This window comes from Anaeromyxobacter terrae (assembly GCF_022690685.1).
GTDB lineage: Bacteria > Myxococcota > Myxococcia > Myxococcales > Anaeromyxobacteraceae > Anaeromyxobacter > Anaeromyxobacter terrae.
This window is the reverse complement of sequence record NZ_JALCYY010000011.1, coordinates 40706-56347: the sequence shown is the minus strand read 5'-3', so window position 1 is coordinate 56347 and position 15642 is coordinate 40706. Positions and strand designations below refer to the sequence as shown.

At 74.0% G+C, this 15642-nt stretch carries 15 protein-coding genes; 6 read left to right on the top strand and 9 right to left on the bottom strand.

The genetic code is table 11. The annotated features are described in order from the left end of the window. Nucleotides 1-154: 154 nt before the first annotated feature. Nucleotides 155-904: a hypothetical protein gene (locus MNY62_RS06990; RefSeq protein WP_242343394.1), complete on the bottom strand. Its 750-nt coding sequence runs from the start codon at nt 902-904 to the stop codon at nt 155-157. Nucleotides 905-1240: 336 nt separating this feature from the next. Next, nucleotides 1241-1696 carry a MarR family winged helix-turn-helix transcriptional regulator gene (locus MNY62_RS06985; RefSeq protein ID WP_242343393.1) on the bottom strand — a complete coding sequence of 152 codons (456 nt, stop codon included), beginning with the start codon at nt 1694-1696 and terminating at the stop codon, nt 1241-1243. Between the two features lie 245 nt (nt 1697-1941). Here MNY62_RS06985 and dnaK point away from each other — a divergent pair, with 245 nt between their 5' ends. Together dnaK and MNY62_RS06975 are read left to right on the top strand one after the other, a co-directional pair. After that, on the top strand, nt 1942-3810 hold the full coding sequence (dnaK, locus tag MNY62_RS06980) for a molecular chaperone DnaK (protein ID WP_242343392.1): 1869 nt from the start codon (nt 1942-1944) through the stop codon (nt 3808-3810). A 10-nt stretch (nt 3811-3820) separates the two neighbouring features. Continuing rightward, the gene (locus MNY62_RS06975; protein WP_279426335.1) at nt 3821-4939 is read left to right on the top strand and encodes a J domain-containing protein; all 1119 of its coding nucleotides are present in this window, start codon (nt 3821-3823) and stop codon (nt 4937-4939) included. Nucleotides 4940-4960: 21 nt separating this feature from the next. Here MNY62_RS06975 and MNY62_RS06970 read toward each other — a convergent pair whose 3' ends face one another. Genes MNY62_RS06970 through MNY62_RS06955 form a run of 4 tightly spaced genes read right to left on the bottom strand, consistent with a single transcriptional unit; the run spans nt 4961 to nt 9227 of the window. Further along, on the bottom strand, nt 4961-6415 hold the full coding sequence (locus tag MNY62_RS06970) for an RtcB family protein (RefSeq protein WP_279426334.1): 1455 nt from the start codon (nt 6413-6415) through the stop codon (nt 4961-4963). A gap of 22 nt (nt 6416-6437) precedes the next feature. Next, the gene (locus tag MNY62_RS06965) at nt 6438-6866 is read right to left on the bottom strand and encodes an archease (protein ID WP_242343391.1); all 429 of its coding nucleotides are present in this window, start codon (nt 6864-6866) and stop codon (nt 6438-6440) included. A 1-nt stretch (nt 6867) separates the two neighbouring features. Then, complete coding sequence (groL, locus tag MNY62_RS06960; RefSeq protein ID WP_242343390.1) at nt 6868-8478, bottom strand: chaperonin GroEL; 1611 nt, start codon at nt 8476-8478, stop codon at nt 6868-6870. Continuing rightward, nucleotides 8475-9227 (bottom strand): M41 family metallopeptidase, encoded by a 753-nt coding sequence (locus tag MNY62_RS06955; RefSeq protein WP_242343389.1) that lies wholly within the window; start codon nt 9225-9227, stop codon nt 8475-8477. Before MNY62_RS06955 ends, groL begins: the two co-directional genes overlap by 4 nt. Before the next feature lie 255 nt (nt 9228-9482). Between MNY62_RS06955 and MNY62_RS06950 the strand changes: the two genes are divergently transcribed. After that, entirely contained in the window at nt 9483-9908 is a 426-nt protein-coding gene (locus tag MNY62_RS06950; protein WP_242343388.1) for a universal stress protein, read from the top strand. 166 nt (nt 9909-10074) lie between these two features. After that, the gene (locus MNY62_RS06945; protein ID WP_242343387.1) at nt 10075-10311 is read left to right on the top strand and encodes a hypothetical protein; all 237 of its coding nucleotides are present in this window, start codon (nt 10075-10077) and stop codon (nt 10309-10311) included. 97 nt (nt 10312-10408) lie between these two features. Here the strand turns inward: MNY62_RS06945 and MNY62_RS06940 are convergent, their stop codons facing one another. Then, nucleotides 10409-10606: a hypothetical protein gene (locus tag MNY62_RS06940; RefSeq protein ID WP_242343386.1), complete on the bottom strand. Its 198-nt coding sequence runs from the start codon at nt 10604-10606 to the stop codon at nt 10409-10411. Nucleotides 10607-10827: 221 nt separating this feature from the next. Between MNY62_RS06940 and MNY62_RS06935 the strand changes: the two genes are divergently transcribed. Together MNY62_RS06935 and ettA are read left to right on the top strand one after the other, a co-directional pair. Next, the gene (locus tag MNY62_RS06935; RefSeq protein WP_242343385.1) at nt 10828-11682 is read left to right on the top strand and encodes an NmrA/HSCARG family protein; all 855 of its coding nucleotides are present in this window, start codon (nt 10828-10830) and stop codon (nt 11680-11682) included. Nucleotides 11683-11774: 92 nt separating this feature from the next. Continuing rightward, nucleotides 11775-13439 carry an energy-dependent translational throttle protein EttA gene (ettA, locus tag MNY62_RS06930; RefSeq protein ID WP_242343384.1) on the top strand — a complete coding sequence of 555 codons (1665 nt, stop codon included), beginning with the start codon at nt 11775-11777 and terminating at the stop codon, nt 13437-13439. Nucleotides 13440-13519: 80 nt separating this feature from the next. On the opposite strand, the gene MNY62_RS06925 is transcribed toward ettA, so the two are convergent. Both MNY62_RS06925 and MNY62_RS06920 read right to left on the bottom strand, forming a co-directional pair. Beyond that, a complete protein-coding gene (locus MNY62_RS06925; RefSeq protein ID WP_242343383.1) occupies nt 13520-13936 on the bottom strand; it encodes a hypothetical protein in 417 nt (138 codons plus the stop codon). A gap of 138 nt (nt 13937-14074) precedes the next feature. Beyond that, nucleotides 14075-15490 (bottom strand): GAF domain-containing protein, encoded by a 1416-nt coding sequence (locus MNY62_RS06920; RefSeq protein WP_242343382.1) that lies wholly within the window; start codon nt 15488-15490, stop codon nt 14075-14077. Between the last annotated feature and the right edge of the window lie 152 nt (nt 15491-15642).

Genomic DNA, 15642 nt, shown 5'->3' with positions numbered 1-15642 from the left:
TCTACGGGCGCCGGGGCGGGGCGTCGAGGGCCCGGGAGGACGCGCACCAAAGATGGAGGAGCGACGGCTCGCCCGCCGAGGCGCGCCTCCCCCGAGCGCGGCAGTCGCCCGGCTGCGCCGGGACGGTCGCCGCGCGCGGGCCCCGGGACGGCCGTCACCGCGCGAGAGCGGGCGTCGGGCTGCCCGCGGCGCCGGGGCGCTCGACGTGCGCGCGCGCCCGCGCGCGGAGGCCCATGAGCGAGAGGACGTGCAGGAGCACGAAGATCGGGACGCCGAACGTGGGGACGAGGGAGAGGGGGAGCTCCCCCAGCGCGACCGACGACGGCGAGGTGGTGAACACCTGGATCGGGCCCGGCGCGGAGAGCGCGCCCGTGCCGACGGCGACGACGAGGTCGAGGAGACCGGCGACGTTCCAGGCCAGCGCGAGGTGCGGGGCGAAGCGCTTGCCCGTCGCGAGCGCGTAGGCCACGAGGGGCGCGGCGGCGCCGACCGCGAGGTCGCCCCAGCCCGCGGGGAGCGCGAACTGGCCGGGGAGTGCGCCGCGGGCGTGGGCCACGAGGAAGACGACGCCGATGACGCGCAGCGCCTGGATCCCGACGAGCCAGGGCTGCGGGATCGCGAGCGCCCGCGCGCGCAGGGTGCGCGAGGCCGAGAGCGCCAGGCCGCCCGTGAGGATGGGGGCGAAGACGGCGAGGGCGACCCACGGTGGGCGATCCGGCGCTCCGGCGAACGCCCCCGCTGCGGCGAGGAGCATCACGAGGACGAGCCACGCCCCGAGGAACACGCCCGCCGCCGTCGCCCCCACGCCGGCGTGCCGGCGGAGGGCGAGGACGACGAGGGCGATGAGGAGGACCTCCACGCCGATGACGATCGGCCACACGAACCCGGGAACGAGCGCTGCCATGTGAACCTCCCGCGAGCCGGCGGCTCGCGTTGTACGTACAACCCTGCGCCCGACGGCTTTCACCGCCCCGGACCGGGCGCCGCGCCCGGGGCGAAGGGAGAGGCCTCCTAAACGACAGTTCGCGATTCGCGACCACCTTCGGTGTCGCGCATCACGCTGTCGTTCAGGCATGTTCTGACGGGGGCTGCGCCCCCGCCCCGCCGAGCGAAGCTCGTCGGGGCCCCACCCCGGCTCGCCGGGTCCCGTGCGCCGCCGCGGGCGGCTTCGCCGCTATCGCGGTGGCGCCCCGGCGGCCTCGCTTCGCTCGTTGCCTGTTTCCGAATCATGATCGCTCGTTTAGCCCGCGAAGCGCGGATGGAGCCGGACGGTGAGGGCGGCGAGCGCCGCGGCGGCGCGATCGCCGAGGAGCGCGCGCGCCTCGCGCTGCGCCTTGCGCCAGAGCGGGTGCGCGGCCTCGACCGTCCGGGTCCCGGCGGCCGTCAGGGCGAGGCGCTGCGCCCGGGCGTCGGGGGAAGGCTCGACGCGGACCCAGCCGAGCGCCTGCAGCCGGGCCAGCTCCCGGCTGACGGTCGACTTCTCGAGCTGCAGCGCGCGGCCCACCACGGTGGGCGTCGCCCGCTCGCCCGCCCGCGCGATCGCCACGAGCAGCGTGAGCTGGGTGCGGCGCAGGCCGAGCGGGCGGAGGGCGCGCTCGTAGATGGAGGCGAGGCGGCGGTCGAGGAAGCGGGCGCGGCTCGCGAGGCACTCGGCGGCGATCTCGTCGGACGCGCGCGCTGCGGGGGTGCGGGGCATGTATGGTTGTATAAGCAACCTCCGCGCGGCCCGCAATGGCGGCCAGCCCCCTGCGCCTCGGTGGCGGTCGGCAGGAAGCGCGGCGGGCGGAGCTCCGGCGTGAGCCGTTCGAGCCGCCCTCCGCGGGTCGCGCCCGCTCCATCGGGCCGCGCCGCTCCCGGACCGCGGGCGTAAGCTCGCGGCAGCGAGTGCGCGGCCGGCCAGAGCGGTCGTGGCGTGGCCCGCGCCCGCCGCGGGGAGGGAGCATGGCGGTCATCGGCATCGACCTCGGCACGTCCAACTCGGCCGCGGCGGTCCTGCGGGGCGGCCGACCGGTCATCATCCCCAGCGCAGAGGGCGTGAGCCTCGGCGGCAAGGCCTTCCCGAGCTACGTCGCGCTGACCCCCGATGGACAGCTGCTCGTCGGCGAGCCCGCGCGGCGCCAGGCGGTCGCGAACCCGGAGGGGACGGCCACCGGGTTCAAGCGGAGGATGGGACGCCGCGAGAAGATCCGGCTGCGCGATCGCGAGTTCACGCCCGAGCAGCTCTCGGCCTTCCTGCTCCAGAAGATCCGGCGCGACGCCGAGGCGTTCCTGGGCGAGAAGGTGGAACAGGCCGTCGTCACGGTCCCCGCCTACTTCGACGACAACCAGCGCGCCGCCACGCGCGACGCGTGCCGGATCGCTGGGCTCGAGGTGAGGCGCCTCGTCAACGAGCCCACCGCCGCCGCGCTCGCCTACGGCCTCGTTCGCCTCGCCCAGGAGCTCCGCATCGTCGTCATCGATCTCGGCGGCGGGACGCTCGACGTCACCGTCATGGAGTTCGGCAAGGGCGTCTTCGAGGTGAAGGCCACGAGCGGCGACACCCAGCTCGGCGGCACCGACATGAACGCCCGGATCTTCGAGCACCTCGCGGAGCGCTTCCGCCAGCAGACGGGGGTGGAGCTGCGCGGTGACCGGAAGGCGGAGGCGAGGCTCCTCGAGGCCGCCGAGCTCGCCAAGATCGAGCTCTCCGCGAGCGTGACCGCCCGCGTGAGCCTCCCCTTCGTGGCGGCGCGGGAGGGGACGCCGGTCCACCTCGAGCTCGAGCTCGGGCGCGCCGAGCTGGAGCGGATCGTGCGCCCCGTGATCGAGCGGTGCCGCGCGCCGGTGGAGCAGGCCCTCCGCGACGCGGGACGGACGCCGCGCGAGATCGACCGCGTGGTCTTCGTCGGTGGCCCCACGCGCATGCCGGCGGTGCGCCAGTTCTTCGAGGAGCTGTTCGGAAGGAAGGCGGAGATGGGCGTCGACCCGATGGAGTGCGTCGCGGCCGGCGCCGCCATCCAGGCCGGCGTCCTGACCGGAGAGGTGGGGGAGATCGTCCTCGTCGACGTGACGCCCCTCACGCTGGGCGTGGAGACGCTCGGCGGCATCGCCACCCCCCTCCTCGCGCGAAACACGCCGGTCCCGGTGAAGCGCTCCGAGAGCTTCACCACGGCCGCCGACATGCAGACCAGCGTGACCATCCACGTCTACCAGGGCGAGCGCCCGATGGCGGCCGACAACACGAGCCTCGGGGAGTTCAACCTCGGGGGCCTGCCGCCCGCGCCGCGCGGCGTGCCCAAGATCGAGGTCACGTTCGACATCGACTCGAGCGGGATCCTCGACGTGTCGGCGAAGGACACCGCGACGGGGAGGTCGCAGTCGATCCGCATCACGGGCTCGACGCGGCTGCCCGAGGCGGAGAAGCAGCGGATGGTCAAGGAGGCGGAGCAGTACGCGGAGGAGGACAGGCGGCGGAGGGAAGAGGCCGAGAAGCTGAACGACGCCGAGGCGACCGCGTACCAGGCCGAGCGCGTCCTGGGCGACTTCTCCGACCGGCTCCCCGACGACCTGAGGCGCCGGCTCGAGGCGGGCGTGCGAGAGGTGCGCGAGGCGGCGGGGAAGCGGGACGCGCGCCTCGCGGCCGAGCGCGCCGAGGCGCTGAAGAAGGCGGTGCGCGAGTCCGGCGCCGCCCTCTACGCCCAGACCCCGGGCGCGTACGAGCAGCCGAGCCCGCCGCCTCCCTCCGCCGGGCCGGGCGAGGCGCGCCCGACGGGGGCCGGGCCGCGCGGCAAGGTGGTCGACGCGCAGTACGAGGAGAAGAAGCACGCCTGAGGACCCCGCCGTGGCCGAGGCGCGCCGCGACTACTACGAGGTGCTGGGCGTCGCGCGCGACGCCGGCGAGGCGGCGATCAAGGACGCGTTCCGGAGGCTCGCGCTCCAGTACCACCCGGACCGCAACAAGGCGCCGGAGGCCGAGGAGCGCTTCAAGGAGATCGCGGAGGCGTACGCCGTGCTGTCGGACCCCCGGAAGCGGGCCGACTACGACGCGCGCGGCTTCGCGGGCGTGGCGGGGTTCTCGCCCGAGGACCTCGTCTCCGGCCTCGACTTCGGGGACCTGTTCGGCGACCTCGGCTTCGGGTTCGATCGCGGCTCGAGCCTGTTCGAGCGCCTCTTCGGGCGCGGGGCCCGGGGGCGGGCCGGACCGCGGCCCGGAGAGGACCTCCAGGTGGAGCTGACCGTCTCGCTCGACCGGGTGAGCCAGGGAGGGAAGGAGACGCTCCGCCTCTCTCGTCCCGTCGCGTGCCCGGCGTGCCACGGCACGCGCGCCAAGGCGGGCACCTCGCCGCGCGCTTGCGCCTCCTGCGGCGGCACCGGGCAGCGGGTCGCGAGCCGCGACCAGGCCGGAGTGCACTTTCGCCAGATCACGACCTGCCCCACCTGCGCCGGCAGCGGCAAGGTGATCGACGAGCCCTGCCCCGAGTGCGGCGGGCGCGGAGAGGTGACCCGCGCCGAGGCGCTCGAGATCACCGTGCCACCCGGAGTGGAGGAGGGGACGGCGCTGCGCCTCGCGGGCCGCGGGTTGCCGGGCGCCGAGCCCGGCGCTCCGCCCGGCGACCTCTACGCGGTGGTGCGCCTCGCGCACGACCCGCGCTTCGAGCGCGATGGCGCCGACCTCTGGCGCACCGAGACGATCCCGGTGCCCGAGGCGGTGCTGGGCACGCGCATCGACGTCCCCACGCTCGAGGGCACCGTCGAGCTGGTGATCCCGGCGGGAACGCAGCCCGGAGCGGTCCTGCGCCTGCGGGGCAAGGGGCTCCCCCGCCTCGGCGGCGGACGGCGGGGAGATCTCGACGTGCGCATCCAGGTACGGGTCCCCGAGGCGGCGACCGCGGACGAGCGCGCGCTCTACGAGCAGCTGCGGAGGTTGGGCGCGCGGCGGGGACGCCGCAGGTCGACGTGACGAGCGACCGGCGACGCGCGCTCACCCCTTCACGACCCCGATCGGCCGGAGCCGCGCGACCTTGCGCGCGAGCCCGGCGCGATGGACGACGTCCACCACGCGATCGACGTCCTTGTAGGCGAGCGGCGCCTCCTCGGCGAGCTCCTCGTTGCTCGGGCAGCGCACCACGATCCCGCGCGCGAGCAGCTCCTTGCGCAGGACGTGCCCCTGCACGCGACGCTTCGCGGCGCCCCGGCTCATGGCGCGGCCCGCGCCGTGGCAGGTGCTGCTGAACGACAGCGCGTCCGCGGCGTCGGTGCCCACGAGGAGGTACGAGGCGGTGCCCATGCTGCCCGGGATGAGCACGGGCTGGCCGACGCCCCGGTACGCCTCGGGGATCTCCGCGCTCGAGGGGCCGAACGCGCGCGTCGCGCCCTTGCGGTGCACGCAGAGCGTCCGATCGCCATGGCGCTCGATCTTGGCGGTGTTGTGCGCCACGTCGTAGACGAGGCGCAGCTCGGCCGCCGGCGCGCCGTGCAGCACGCGGCGGAAGACCTCCCGGGCGCGGTGCGCGATCACCTCGCGGTTGCAGAACGCGAAGTTGACGGCGGCGCACATCGCGCCGAAGTAGCGCTGCCCCTCGGGCGAGGAGAGGGGGACGCACGCGAGCTGCCGGTCGGGGACGGTGATCCCGTAGCGATGGAGCGCGGTGTCCATGACCTTCACGTGGTCCGTGCAGACCTGGTGGCCGAGGCCGCGCGAGCCGGTGTGGACGAGGACCGTCACCTGGCCCAGGGAGACCCCGAGCGCCTCGGCGGCGGGCGCGTCGAAGATCGCGTCGACGACCTGCACCTCGATGAAGTGATTGCCTCCGCCCAGCGTGCCCAGCTGATCCTCGCCGCGCTGCTTCGCGCGCTCCGACACCGCGCCCGGCGCCGCGCTCGCGATGACGCCCCCCGACTCGATGAGCGGGAGGTCCTCGGGACGGCCGAGCCCGTGCTCGCGGACGAGGTAGGGGCAGCCCTCGCCGAGCACGCGGTCCATCTCCTCCCGCGTGAGGGCGAGCCGCCCGTGGCGGCCGTAGCCGGCGGGGACGCTGCGGCTCATCTCGTGGACGAGGGCCTCGAGCGACGGGTGGACATCCTCCTCGCGGAGGCCGGAGACGAGGAGGCGCACGCCGCAGTTGATGTCGAAGCCGATCCCGCCCGGCGAGATGACGCCGTCGGGCAGCTCCGTCGCCGCGACGCCGCCCACCGGGAACCCGTACCCTTCGTGCATGTCCGGCATCCCCAGCGCGGCGTCCACGATGCCGGGCAGCGTCGTGACGTTCACGAGCTGGGAGATGCTCCGGTCGTGCACGATCTGGGTGAGGAGGACCTCGTCCGCGAAGACGCGGGCCGGGACCCGCATCGCGCTGCCGGGCGCGCGCCCGAGCTCGTACAGGCAGGGGCCGATGGGCCGGAGGTCCGCGGCGGCTGGCTGGGCGGCGGTGGTCATGGCGGCACCTCCCTCGGGCGGCTCAGACATCGAGGATGACCGTCGCGGTGACGCCGCCGTCGCGCTCCGCGATGGAGAGGGCGTGGTAGGTCGCCGCCTTGACCGGATTCCGCAGCCGCGCGAGGCGCGTGCCGCGGATCGTCGCGACGAGCTGGTGATCCGTGAGGTGCGTGATCTGGAAGTCCGTGAAGAGCACCTTCGAGACCTCCGAGCGGAAGACGAGGTCGTTCAGCCACTCCACGAGGAGCGCCTCGCGATCCTCGGCCGTCACGACGACCTCGTCGCTCCACGCGGAGGGCGGCTCGAGCGGGGTACCGCGCATCACCTCGGCGAGCGCGCGGCCCGCCTCGGCGAACAGCGCCGGCAGCGAAGGAGCGTCGATCCGGATCTGGAGCTCGCCGCGGTGCTCCTCGACCGCGTGGCGCGCGACGGCCTTGCCCTTCGCGGCCACGTCAGACCTCGGGGGCCGCCGCCTCGGACTTCGCCGGCGGAGCCTCCGCGAGCGTCGCCTGAGTGAGGAGCAGGACGCTCGCGACCGACACCGCGTTCTCGAGCGCGACGCGGACCACCTTGGTGGGATCGACGATGCCCGCCTCGACGAGATCCACGTAGACGCCGCGCGCGGCGTCGAAGCCGAAGTTGCCGGAGCCGAGGCGCATGCGCTCCACGACGAGCGCCCCCTCGACGTCGGAGTTCGTCGCGATCTGCCGGGTAGGCACGCCGAGCGCGTGCGCGAGGATCTCGAGCCCGGTGCGCTCGTCGCCCGCGCAGGACGCCTCCTCCTTCTGGACCGCGTCGATCGCGCGGAGGAGGGCGAGGCCGGCGCCGGGCACGATCCCCTCCGCCACGGCGGCCTTGGTCGCGTTGATGGCGTCCTCGAACGCCTCCTTGCGGCTCTTCAGCTCGGCCTCGGTGGGGGCCCCGACGTGGATCACCGCCACGCCGCCCGCGAGCTTCCCGAGCCGCTCCTGCAGCTTCTCGCGGTCGTAGTCGCTCTTCGCCTCGCGGACCTGGCGGCGCAGCTGCTCCGTGCGCGCCAGGATCGCGGCCTTGTCGCCCGCGCCGCCGATGAGGGTCGTGGTCTCGCGCGCGACGACGACGCGGCGGGCGCTGCCGAGGTCGCCGAAGGCGAGGTGCTCGAGCTTGACGCCCAGCTCCTCCGAGGCGATGCGCGCGCCGGTGAGGATCGCGAGGTCCTGCAGGAGCTCCTTGCGGCGATCGCCGAACCCGGGCGCCTTCACGGCGGCGCACAGGAGGGCGCCGCGCATCTTGTTCACCACGAGCGTCGCGAGCGCCTCGCCGTCGACGTCCTCGGCGACGATGAGGACGGGGCGGCCCACCTTCACCACCTCCTCGAGGAGCGGGATGAGGTCCTTCATCAGGCTGAGGCGCCGGTCGGTGAGCAGGACGACCGGGTTCTCGAAGACGCACTCCATCCGGTCCGGGTCGGTCACGAAGTACGGGGACAGGTACCCGCGGTCGAACTGCAGCCCCTCCACCACCTCGAGCGTCGTCTCGATGCCCTTGGCCTCCTCGACGGAGATGACTCCCTCGCCTCCGACCCGCTCGACCGCCTCGGCCACGAGGTCGCCCATGGTCGCGTCGTTGTGCGCCGAGATGGTCGCCACCTGCGCCTTCTCGCGGCGCGTCGTCACCGGGCGCGACAGCGCCTTCAGGCACCCGACCGCCGCGCGCAGGCCGCGGTCGAGCCCGTGCTTCAGCTCGATGGCGCTCGCGCCCGCCTCGACGTTGCGCACCCCCTCCGCGAAGATCGTGTGCGCGAGGAGCGTCGCCGTGGTCGTGCCGTCGCCGACGGCCTCGCCGGTGCGCTCGGCCGCCTCGCGGATCATGCGGATCCCGAGGTTCTCGGTGGGGTCCTCGAGCTCCAGCTCCTTCGCGATCGTCACGCCGTCGTTGCAGACGATGGGCTCTCCCCATCTCCGATCGAGGAGGACGCACTTCGACTTCGGCCCCAGGGTGACGCGGACCGCGTTGGCGAGGAGCGTGGCGCCACGCAGGACCGCCTCGCGCGCAGCGGCGTCGAACAGCAGCTGCTTCTTCATGGCCTGAGCTTAGGCCTCCGCGAGAGAGGCGCGGGACGAGCGGAGGGGGCCCGCGTTCGCGTGAGCGCTCCCGCCGCGTCCGGAGGAGACCGCGACCGCGGCCGCCTGCGGGCCGAGCGCGCGTGAGGTGGGGGCGCCGCAGAGGAGGCGCCTGCCCGCCGGGCGGAGGGTGCGCGCCGCGGCTCGACCGCGCGCGACGCCGCCGCGATCGCCCGCACGACGGTCCTCACGGCCCGATCGCCGGTGAGCATCCGCGCGCGCGCGAGCCGATGAGCGAGCCGCTCCACTGCGGCCCAGATGCGGGGATCCTCGAGCTGCCGCTCCGCGCTCGCGCGCATCCGGCGCAGGAAGGCATGCCTCGCCGCTGCGCCGGGATGGAGCTGCGCCGCGAAGCGCAGCGCGACGCGCCGGTCCTCCTCGGCGCCCGGCGCGAACAGCGGGAACGGCAGGCCGGACCTCAGATCGACGGAGAGGTAGCCGCGCTCGAGGGCGGCCCGGTCCTCGGCCACGCTGCCCGCGAGCGCCACCGCGCCTCCCGCGCGCGCCACCCGCTTCGCGGCGCCGGCCGAGCCGCGCCGCGGAGCGCTGAAGCGGAACTCGCACGCGCCGCCGATCGGCCCGCGCCGCGAGACGGTGACCCGCGTCACCCCGAAGCCCCGGAGCATCGCGATCACGGCGTGGCCGGCCTCGTGGTAGGCGCGCATCTCGAGCGGCTCGAGTGGCCTCGTGCGCTTCCGGTGGGTCGCCAAGGGCGTAGTATCCCGGGGTGGTCGCGAGCGAAGCGTACGTCGCCGCCGGCGCGCGCGGCTGAGGCATCTCGAGGTCGCGGCCCGGGTTCGAGGACGGCGGGCGCCCGCACGGCAGGACCGGGGGCGCCCGCCTGCAGCCCATGCTCCGCGCCGCCGGACGACCCGGCATGTCGAGCGCCGCGAGCGCGACGACTCCTTACGCTCTCCTGGGAGCACGCTTCGAGCCGGTCGAGGCTCGCGGGTCTGGAGGAGCGCATGGCGCCGCTGGAGTGGAGCAGGATCTGCTGTCCGGTCGATTTCTCGGAGGCCGCGCAGGCCGGCCTGCGCGTCGCGGCGGATCTGTGTCGCAGGCTCGGCGCGGAGCTCGTCCTCCTCTACGTGGAGTCCGCGGCGCGGGTGGCGGCTGAGCTCCCGCCCGCGGGAGGGCTCGACGGACAGCTCACCGCGTGGAAGGAGACCGCCAGCCGCCTGGGCGCTCAGCGGGTCACGGTCGCCCGCGCCGGCGGCTCGCCCGAGGTCGCGATCGTGGAGTTCGCGACGACGGGGGACGTCGATCTCATCGTGATGGGGACGCACGGCCGCGTCGATCGCGAGCACATGCTGACCGGCTCCGTCGCGGAGAGCGTCGTTCGCAACGCGCCGTGCCCGGTGCTCACGGTCCACCCTGACTGGAAGGCGTGACGCGGAGCAGGCGCGTCCATTCTCGGTCCGAGAGACGGCGTACGGTCACGCGGCCGCGAGGCGAGCGGGAGGATCGCGCGCGGCCACCCGAAGAGCGCGACCCGGCAGACCCGCGACCCGGCGCCCTCGCGCGGCATTAGCGTTCGAAAGGAAAGGACGAGCTGCCATGACCGGAAACTGCGAGGTCTGCGGGAACCAGTACGACAAGGCGTTCGAGGTCGTCGCCGCCGGAGCGCACCACGTCTTCGACAGCTTCGAGTGCGCGATCCAGGCGCTCGCGCCGCACTGCGAGCAGTGCGGCTGCCACGTGATCGGGCACGGGGTGGAGGCCGGCGGGAAGTTCTTCTGCGGCGCCCACTGCGCGCACACCGCGGGGGCGAAGGAGATCCGGGACCGCGTCTAGGCTTCACGGCGAGGCGACGGACCCCGGCGTGTGAGGGGCCGCGCGACGCGGCTGCCGGGCGGTGGCGAGGCCGCCGCCGCCCGGGGGCGAGGTCGTCCTAGTGCTTGTCGGCCTCCTCCTTCAACGTCTTCCAGAGGGCGTCGAACTCCTTCTTCAGCGCGGGCGCGCGGTCGGCGCCGGCGTCGACGATCTCGTCGATGCGATGATCGAGGTCGTCGCGGAGCGCCGCGAGGCGCGCGGCCCGAGGCTGCGACGGAGCGGACGACGACTCATGCGGCTCTGCTGGATTCGCCATGGCAGCTCCCTCTTCGGTCTGCGGATGACTGCTCACATGCGCCGTGCGGGCAGGCGGCGCTCGAACCAAGGTGGGCGTCCCAGGGCCGGCCGTGGATCGCCTGCACGGGCAGGCCGCCGCTCGGGCGAGCGCTCGGAGGGTCCCGCGAGGTGCGTGGCGGCGTCGGCCCGGGCCCACCATGAGTGCGCCTCGCTGCGAGAGCTCGAGGAGGAGGGAAGCCCATGGCCAACGACAGGACCGTTCTCGTGACCGGCGCCACCGGAAAGCAGGGCGGCGCCACGCTCCGGCACCTCGCGAGGCGCGGCGGCTTCGCGCTCCGGGCGATGACGCGCAAGCCGGAGGGGGACGCGGCGAAGGCGGTCGCCGCGCTCGGCGCGGAGCTGGTCCAGGGCGACCTCGACGACGCCGCCTCGCTCGAGCGCGCCCTCACCGGCGCGTGGGGCGTGTTCGCGGTGCAGAACACATGGGAGGCGGGCGTCGTGCGGGAGGAGGAGCAGGGCAAGCGGCTCGCCGAGCTCGCGCGTCGCCGGGGCGTGCAGCACTTCGTCTACAGCTCGGTGGGTTCGGCGCACCTCGCGACCGGGATCCCGCACTTCGACAACAAGGCGCGCGTGGAAGAGGCCGTGCGTGGGCTCGGGTTCCCCTCGCACGTCATCCTGCGCCCGGTCTTCTTCATGGAGAACCTCGTCTCGCCCGGGTTCCTCCAGGGAGACGCGCTCGTCACCGCGCTGCGTCCCACGACGAAGCTGCAGATGATCGCGTCGGACGACATCGGGCGGTTCGCGGCGCAAGCGTTCGTCGAGGCCGAGAAGTGGCGAGGGACGGAGACGGACCTCGCGGGCGACGCCGTGACGATGCCGGAGGCGGCGGAGGTCGTGAGCGAGCTCGTCGGGCGAAAGCTCGCCTACCGGCAGATTCCGATGGAGGCCGTGCGCGCGAACAGCGAGGACTTCGCGCTCATGCTGGAGTGGTTCGAGCGCGTTGGCTACTCGGCGGACATCCCGTCGCTCGAGGCGCGCTGGGGCATCCGGCCCATGACGCTCCGGGAGTGGGCGAGGCAGCAGCGCGGCCGCTGAGACGAGAGGCCGCCCGCGGACGCCGACGGGCGACGCGGGCGGATTTCGATTAGGCTGTCGCCCCTTTCCTCAACCCTTCACCCCCGAGCGCCATGGCCCAGTACGTGATGTCGATGCTCCGCGTGAGCAAGGTCGTCCCGCCCAAGCGGCAGATCATCAAGGACATCTCCCTCTCCTTCTTCCACGGCGCCAAGATCGGCCTCCTCGGCCTCAACGGCGCCGGCAAGTCCACCGTGCTGCGGATCATGGCCGGCGTGGACGAGGAGTTCGACGGCGAGCTGCAGCGCCAGGGCGGCATCAAGGTCGGCTACCTCCCCCAGGAGCCGAAGCTCGACGGCGACCGGTCCGTGCGCGAGGAGGTCGAGTCCGCCATGGGCGAGGTGGCCGAGGCGCAGAAGAGGCTCGAGGCGGTCTATGCCGCCTACAGCGAGCCCGACGCGGACCTGGAGAAGCTCGCCGAGGAGCAGGCGCGGCTCGAGGCGATCATCGAGAGCGCCGGCGCCGACACCGGCAACGCGCTCGAGATCGCCGCGGACGCGCTGCGCCTGCCGCCCTGGGACGCGACCATCAAGCACCTCTCCGGCGGCGAGAAGCGCCGGGTCGCGCTCTGCAAGCTCCTGCTCTCGAAGCCGGACATGCTGCTCCTCGACGAGCCGACGAACCACCTCGACGCGGAGTCGGTCGAGTGGCTCGAGCAGTTCCTCACCCGCTTCCCGGGCACGGTGGTGGCGGTCACGCACGACCGCTACTTCCTCGACAACGCCGCCGAGTGGATCCTCGAGCTCGACCGCGGCCGCGGCATCCCGTGGAAGGGCAACTACTCCTCCTGGCTCGATCAGAAGGAGCAGCGGCTCGAGGTCGAGGCCAAGCAGGAGAGCGCGCGCATCAAGGCGATGAAGCTCGAGCTCGAGTGGGTGCGCCAGAACCCGAAGGCGCGGCAGGCGAAGAGCAAGGCGCGCCTCGCCCGCTTCGAGGAGCTCTCCAGCGTCGAGTACCAGAAGCGGAACGAGACGCAGGAGATCTTCATCCCGGTGGCGGAGCGGCTCGGCGAGAAGGTCATCGAGTTCAAGGGCGTCACGAAGGGCTTCGGCGACCGGCTGCTCATGGACGACCTGTCGTTCATCGTCCCGCCCGGCGCCATCGTCGGCATCATCGGCCCGAACGGCGCGGGCAAGTCCACGCTCTTCAAGATGATCACCGGCGCGGAGAAGCCGGACTCGGGCGAGGTCGCCATCGGCCAGTCCGTGAAGCTGGCGTTCGTCGATCAGAGCCGCGAGAACCTCGCGAGCGACAAGACCGTCTTCGACGAGCTCTCCGGCGGACGCGACGTCATCCAGGTCGGCCGCTTCGAGATGCCGAGCCGCGCGTACATCGGGCGCTTCAACTTCAAGGGCGCCGATCAGCAGAAGATCGTCGGCGCGCTCTCCGGCGGCGAGCGCGGCCGGCTCCACCTCGCGAAGACGCTCATGACCGGCGGCAACGTGCTGCTCCTCGACGAGCCGTCGAACGACCTCGACGTCGAGACCCTGCGGGCGCTGGAGGACGCGCTGCTCGAGTACGCGGGCAGCGTCATGGTCATCTCCCACGACCGCTGGTTCCTGGACCGGATCGCGACGCACATCCTGGCCGCCGAGGGCGAGTCGCGGTGGACGTTCTTCACCGGCAACTACCAGGAGTACGAGGCCGACAAGCGGCGGCGGCTCGGCGAGGAGGGCGCGAAGCCCCGGCGCATCCGCTACAAGCCCATCAGCCGGTAGGCGCGCGGCGCCGGCGCGCGACGCTCCACGACGGGCTGGGCGAGGCGCTCCGCGGCCGCGGAGCGCCGCCCCGGGACCGCCTACTGCTTCTGCGCGCGGAAGTTGATCGTCCCGGTGGTGTGGGCGAAGTCCACGATGACGGTCCAGTCGCCCGCGACGCCGGCCACGGTCGAGACGGAGCCGGTCGTGCCGTCGAGCGGGCCCTGATGGACCTGCGTGCCGGCGGCATCACGCAGGGTGAGCGTCACGCTGCCGGCGCTGATGGCGCTCGAGCGGTCGATGGACGCCATCGTGCCGGTGTTGTGCCATGTGTACGAGAGCGTCCCGTCCCCGTTCGCCACGTCGGTGAGCTGGAACCCGAAGCTGTCGGTGAGGTTCGTGATCTGCGGCTGGTACTGCGGCTGGACCGGAGGAGAGCCGGAGTCGGAGCCGCCGCAGGCGGTGATCGAGAGCGCGAGGAGCGAGGCGAGGGCGACGAACGGAAGGCGTGGGCGCATGGCAGACCTCCAGTGAACGGCCCACGCTAGCCGCTCGGTTGACGGGCATCAAGGGAGGCGGGGTGCGCGTGAGGCTCACCTGGCCGCCAGCGCTCCTCTTCCTCGGCGGAGCCGGGCGCAGGAGGAATGCTGCGCGCCTCACGCCTCCGCGAGCGCGACCTCGACCCGCGTCACCGGGAGCGGCACGTCGAGGGCCCACGAGGTGATCCACGCCCGCACGAGCAGGGAGCGCGTCCGGTCGAGCTCCCGCAACGCCTCGCGCGCAGCCGCCTCGGAGGAGAACACCCCGAGGACGCGCGCGTCGGGACGGTCGCGCCCCTCCTCCTCGTACTGCACCACGAAGGTGACGAGCGGCTTCGCGAGCTTCTCTGATAGGGCCGCGGCCCGGGCGGCGGCCTCGGCGTCGCGCACGGCGCAGCGCGAGAGCGCCGACGCACACTCCTCGGCGAGCAGCGTGAGGCGCGCTCGATCTCCGGGGGTGAACGCGCGCCCGTACGGGAACGCGAGGGCCAGCACCCCACGGGCGCCTTCCGGACCCGGCAGCGGCGCGCCGAGCCAGCTCCCGGTCTCGCCCGCGAGCGGATCGTGCGCTGCCGCCGGGAACCGATGCACCCGCTCCGGAGCGTCGAGCCACAGCGCCGACGCCGTGCGGAACACCTCCGCCTCCGGGCTCGCCGGGTCGACGGGCGCCGGCGCCGAGGCGGGGACCCCGGCGAGCGGGACGAGCTCGAGCCCTCCGCCGGCGGTGCGCCGCGCGAGGGTGAGCAGGGCGGCGCCGAACCCGTCGAGCCCCTGCGCCGCGAGCGCGGCGACGACGTCCTCCTCGGTCTCGGCGTGGGCGAGCGCGGCCGTGAGGCGCTGGGCGCGCTCGAGACTGTCCGCCAGGTGCACGGCGACGACCGCCTCCGCCTCCGCGCGCGCACGCGCGAACCGCTCTCGCTCGAAGAGATGGGTGCGATCGTCGACGAGGCGGTCGCTCCGGAGCTGCCGCACCTCGCCGGAGGCGCGCGCCTCGTCCGATGCGTCCGCCCGGTCGCGCTCGCGCGCGAAGAGGCTCCCGCGCGCGAGGGCGTTCGCGCAGGCGGAGGCCACCTCGGCGAGGAAGGCGCGGGTCGATGGGTCGAACGCGGGCGCCTCGTCGAAGGCGAGCGTCAGGACGCCCCCGAGCGCGTCGTCCGCGACGAGGGGCAGGAAGGCCCAGGCGGCGTGCTCGGGGCCGCCCCCGAACGCGACGAGTGGAACGTTGCGGTAGCCCGCGCGCGCCTCCGCGCGCGATGCGATCCAGATCGCCGTACGCGTGCGGGCGGCCTCGCGCGCAGGCTCGGAGGCCCGGGTCGAGAGGGGTGCCGAGGGGCGCGCCGGCACGTCGCCGGGGCTCTCCGCGATCGGCGCGAGCTCGTCTCCGTCGTCCATCTCGGCGAGCTGCGCGGCGGCCGCGCCGGTGAGCACTCGCGCCCGTTCGGCGGCGATCGCTGCGACGTCCGCGTGATCGACCGTGCCGGACAGGGCGCGCGCGAGCTCCAGGAGCCGCGTGAGCTGCTCGGGGGTGAGCATCGAACGCTCGCCCTCGCGGGTCGTCTCGCTCGCGAGGCGCGCGGATGCGGAAGTCGCACCGCCGTGCGGCGGAGCTCGTGGGCTCGCCATGTGGGGCTCCGGGAGACCGCCACGGCGCGAGCGACATGCAGGAGAGGGGGCGACCTGTGGGG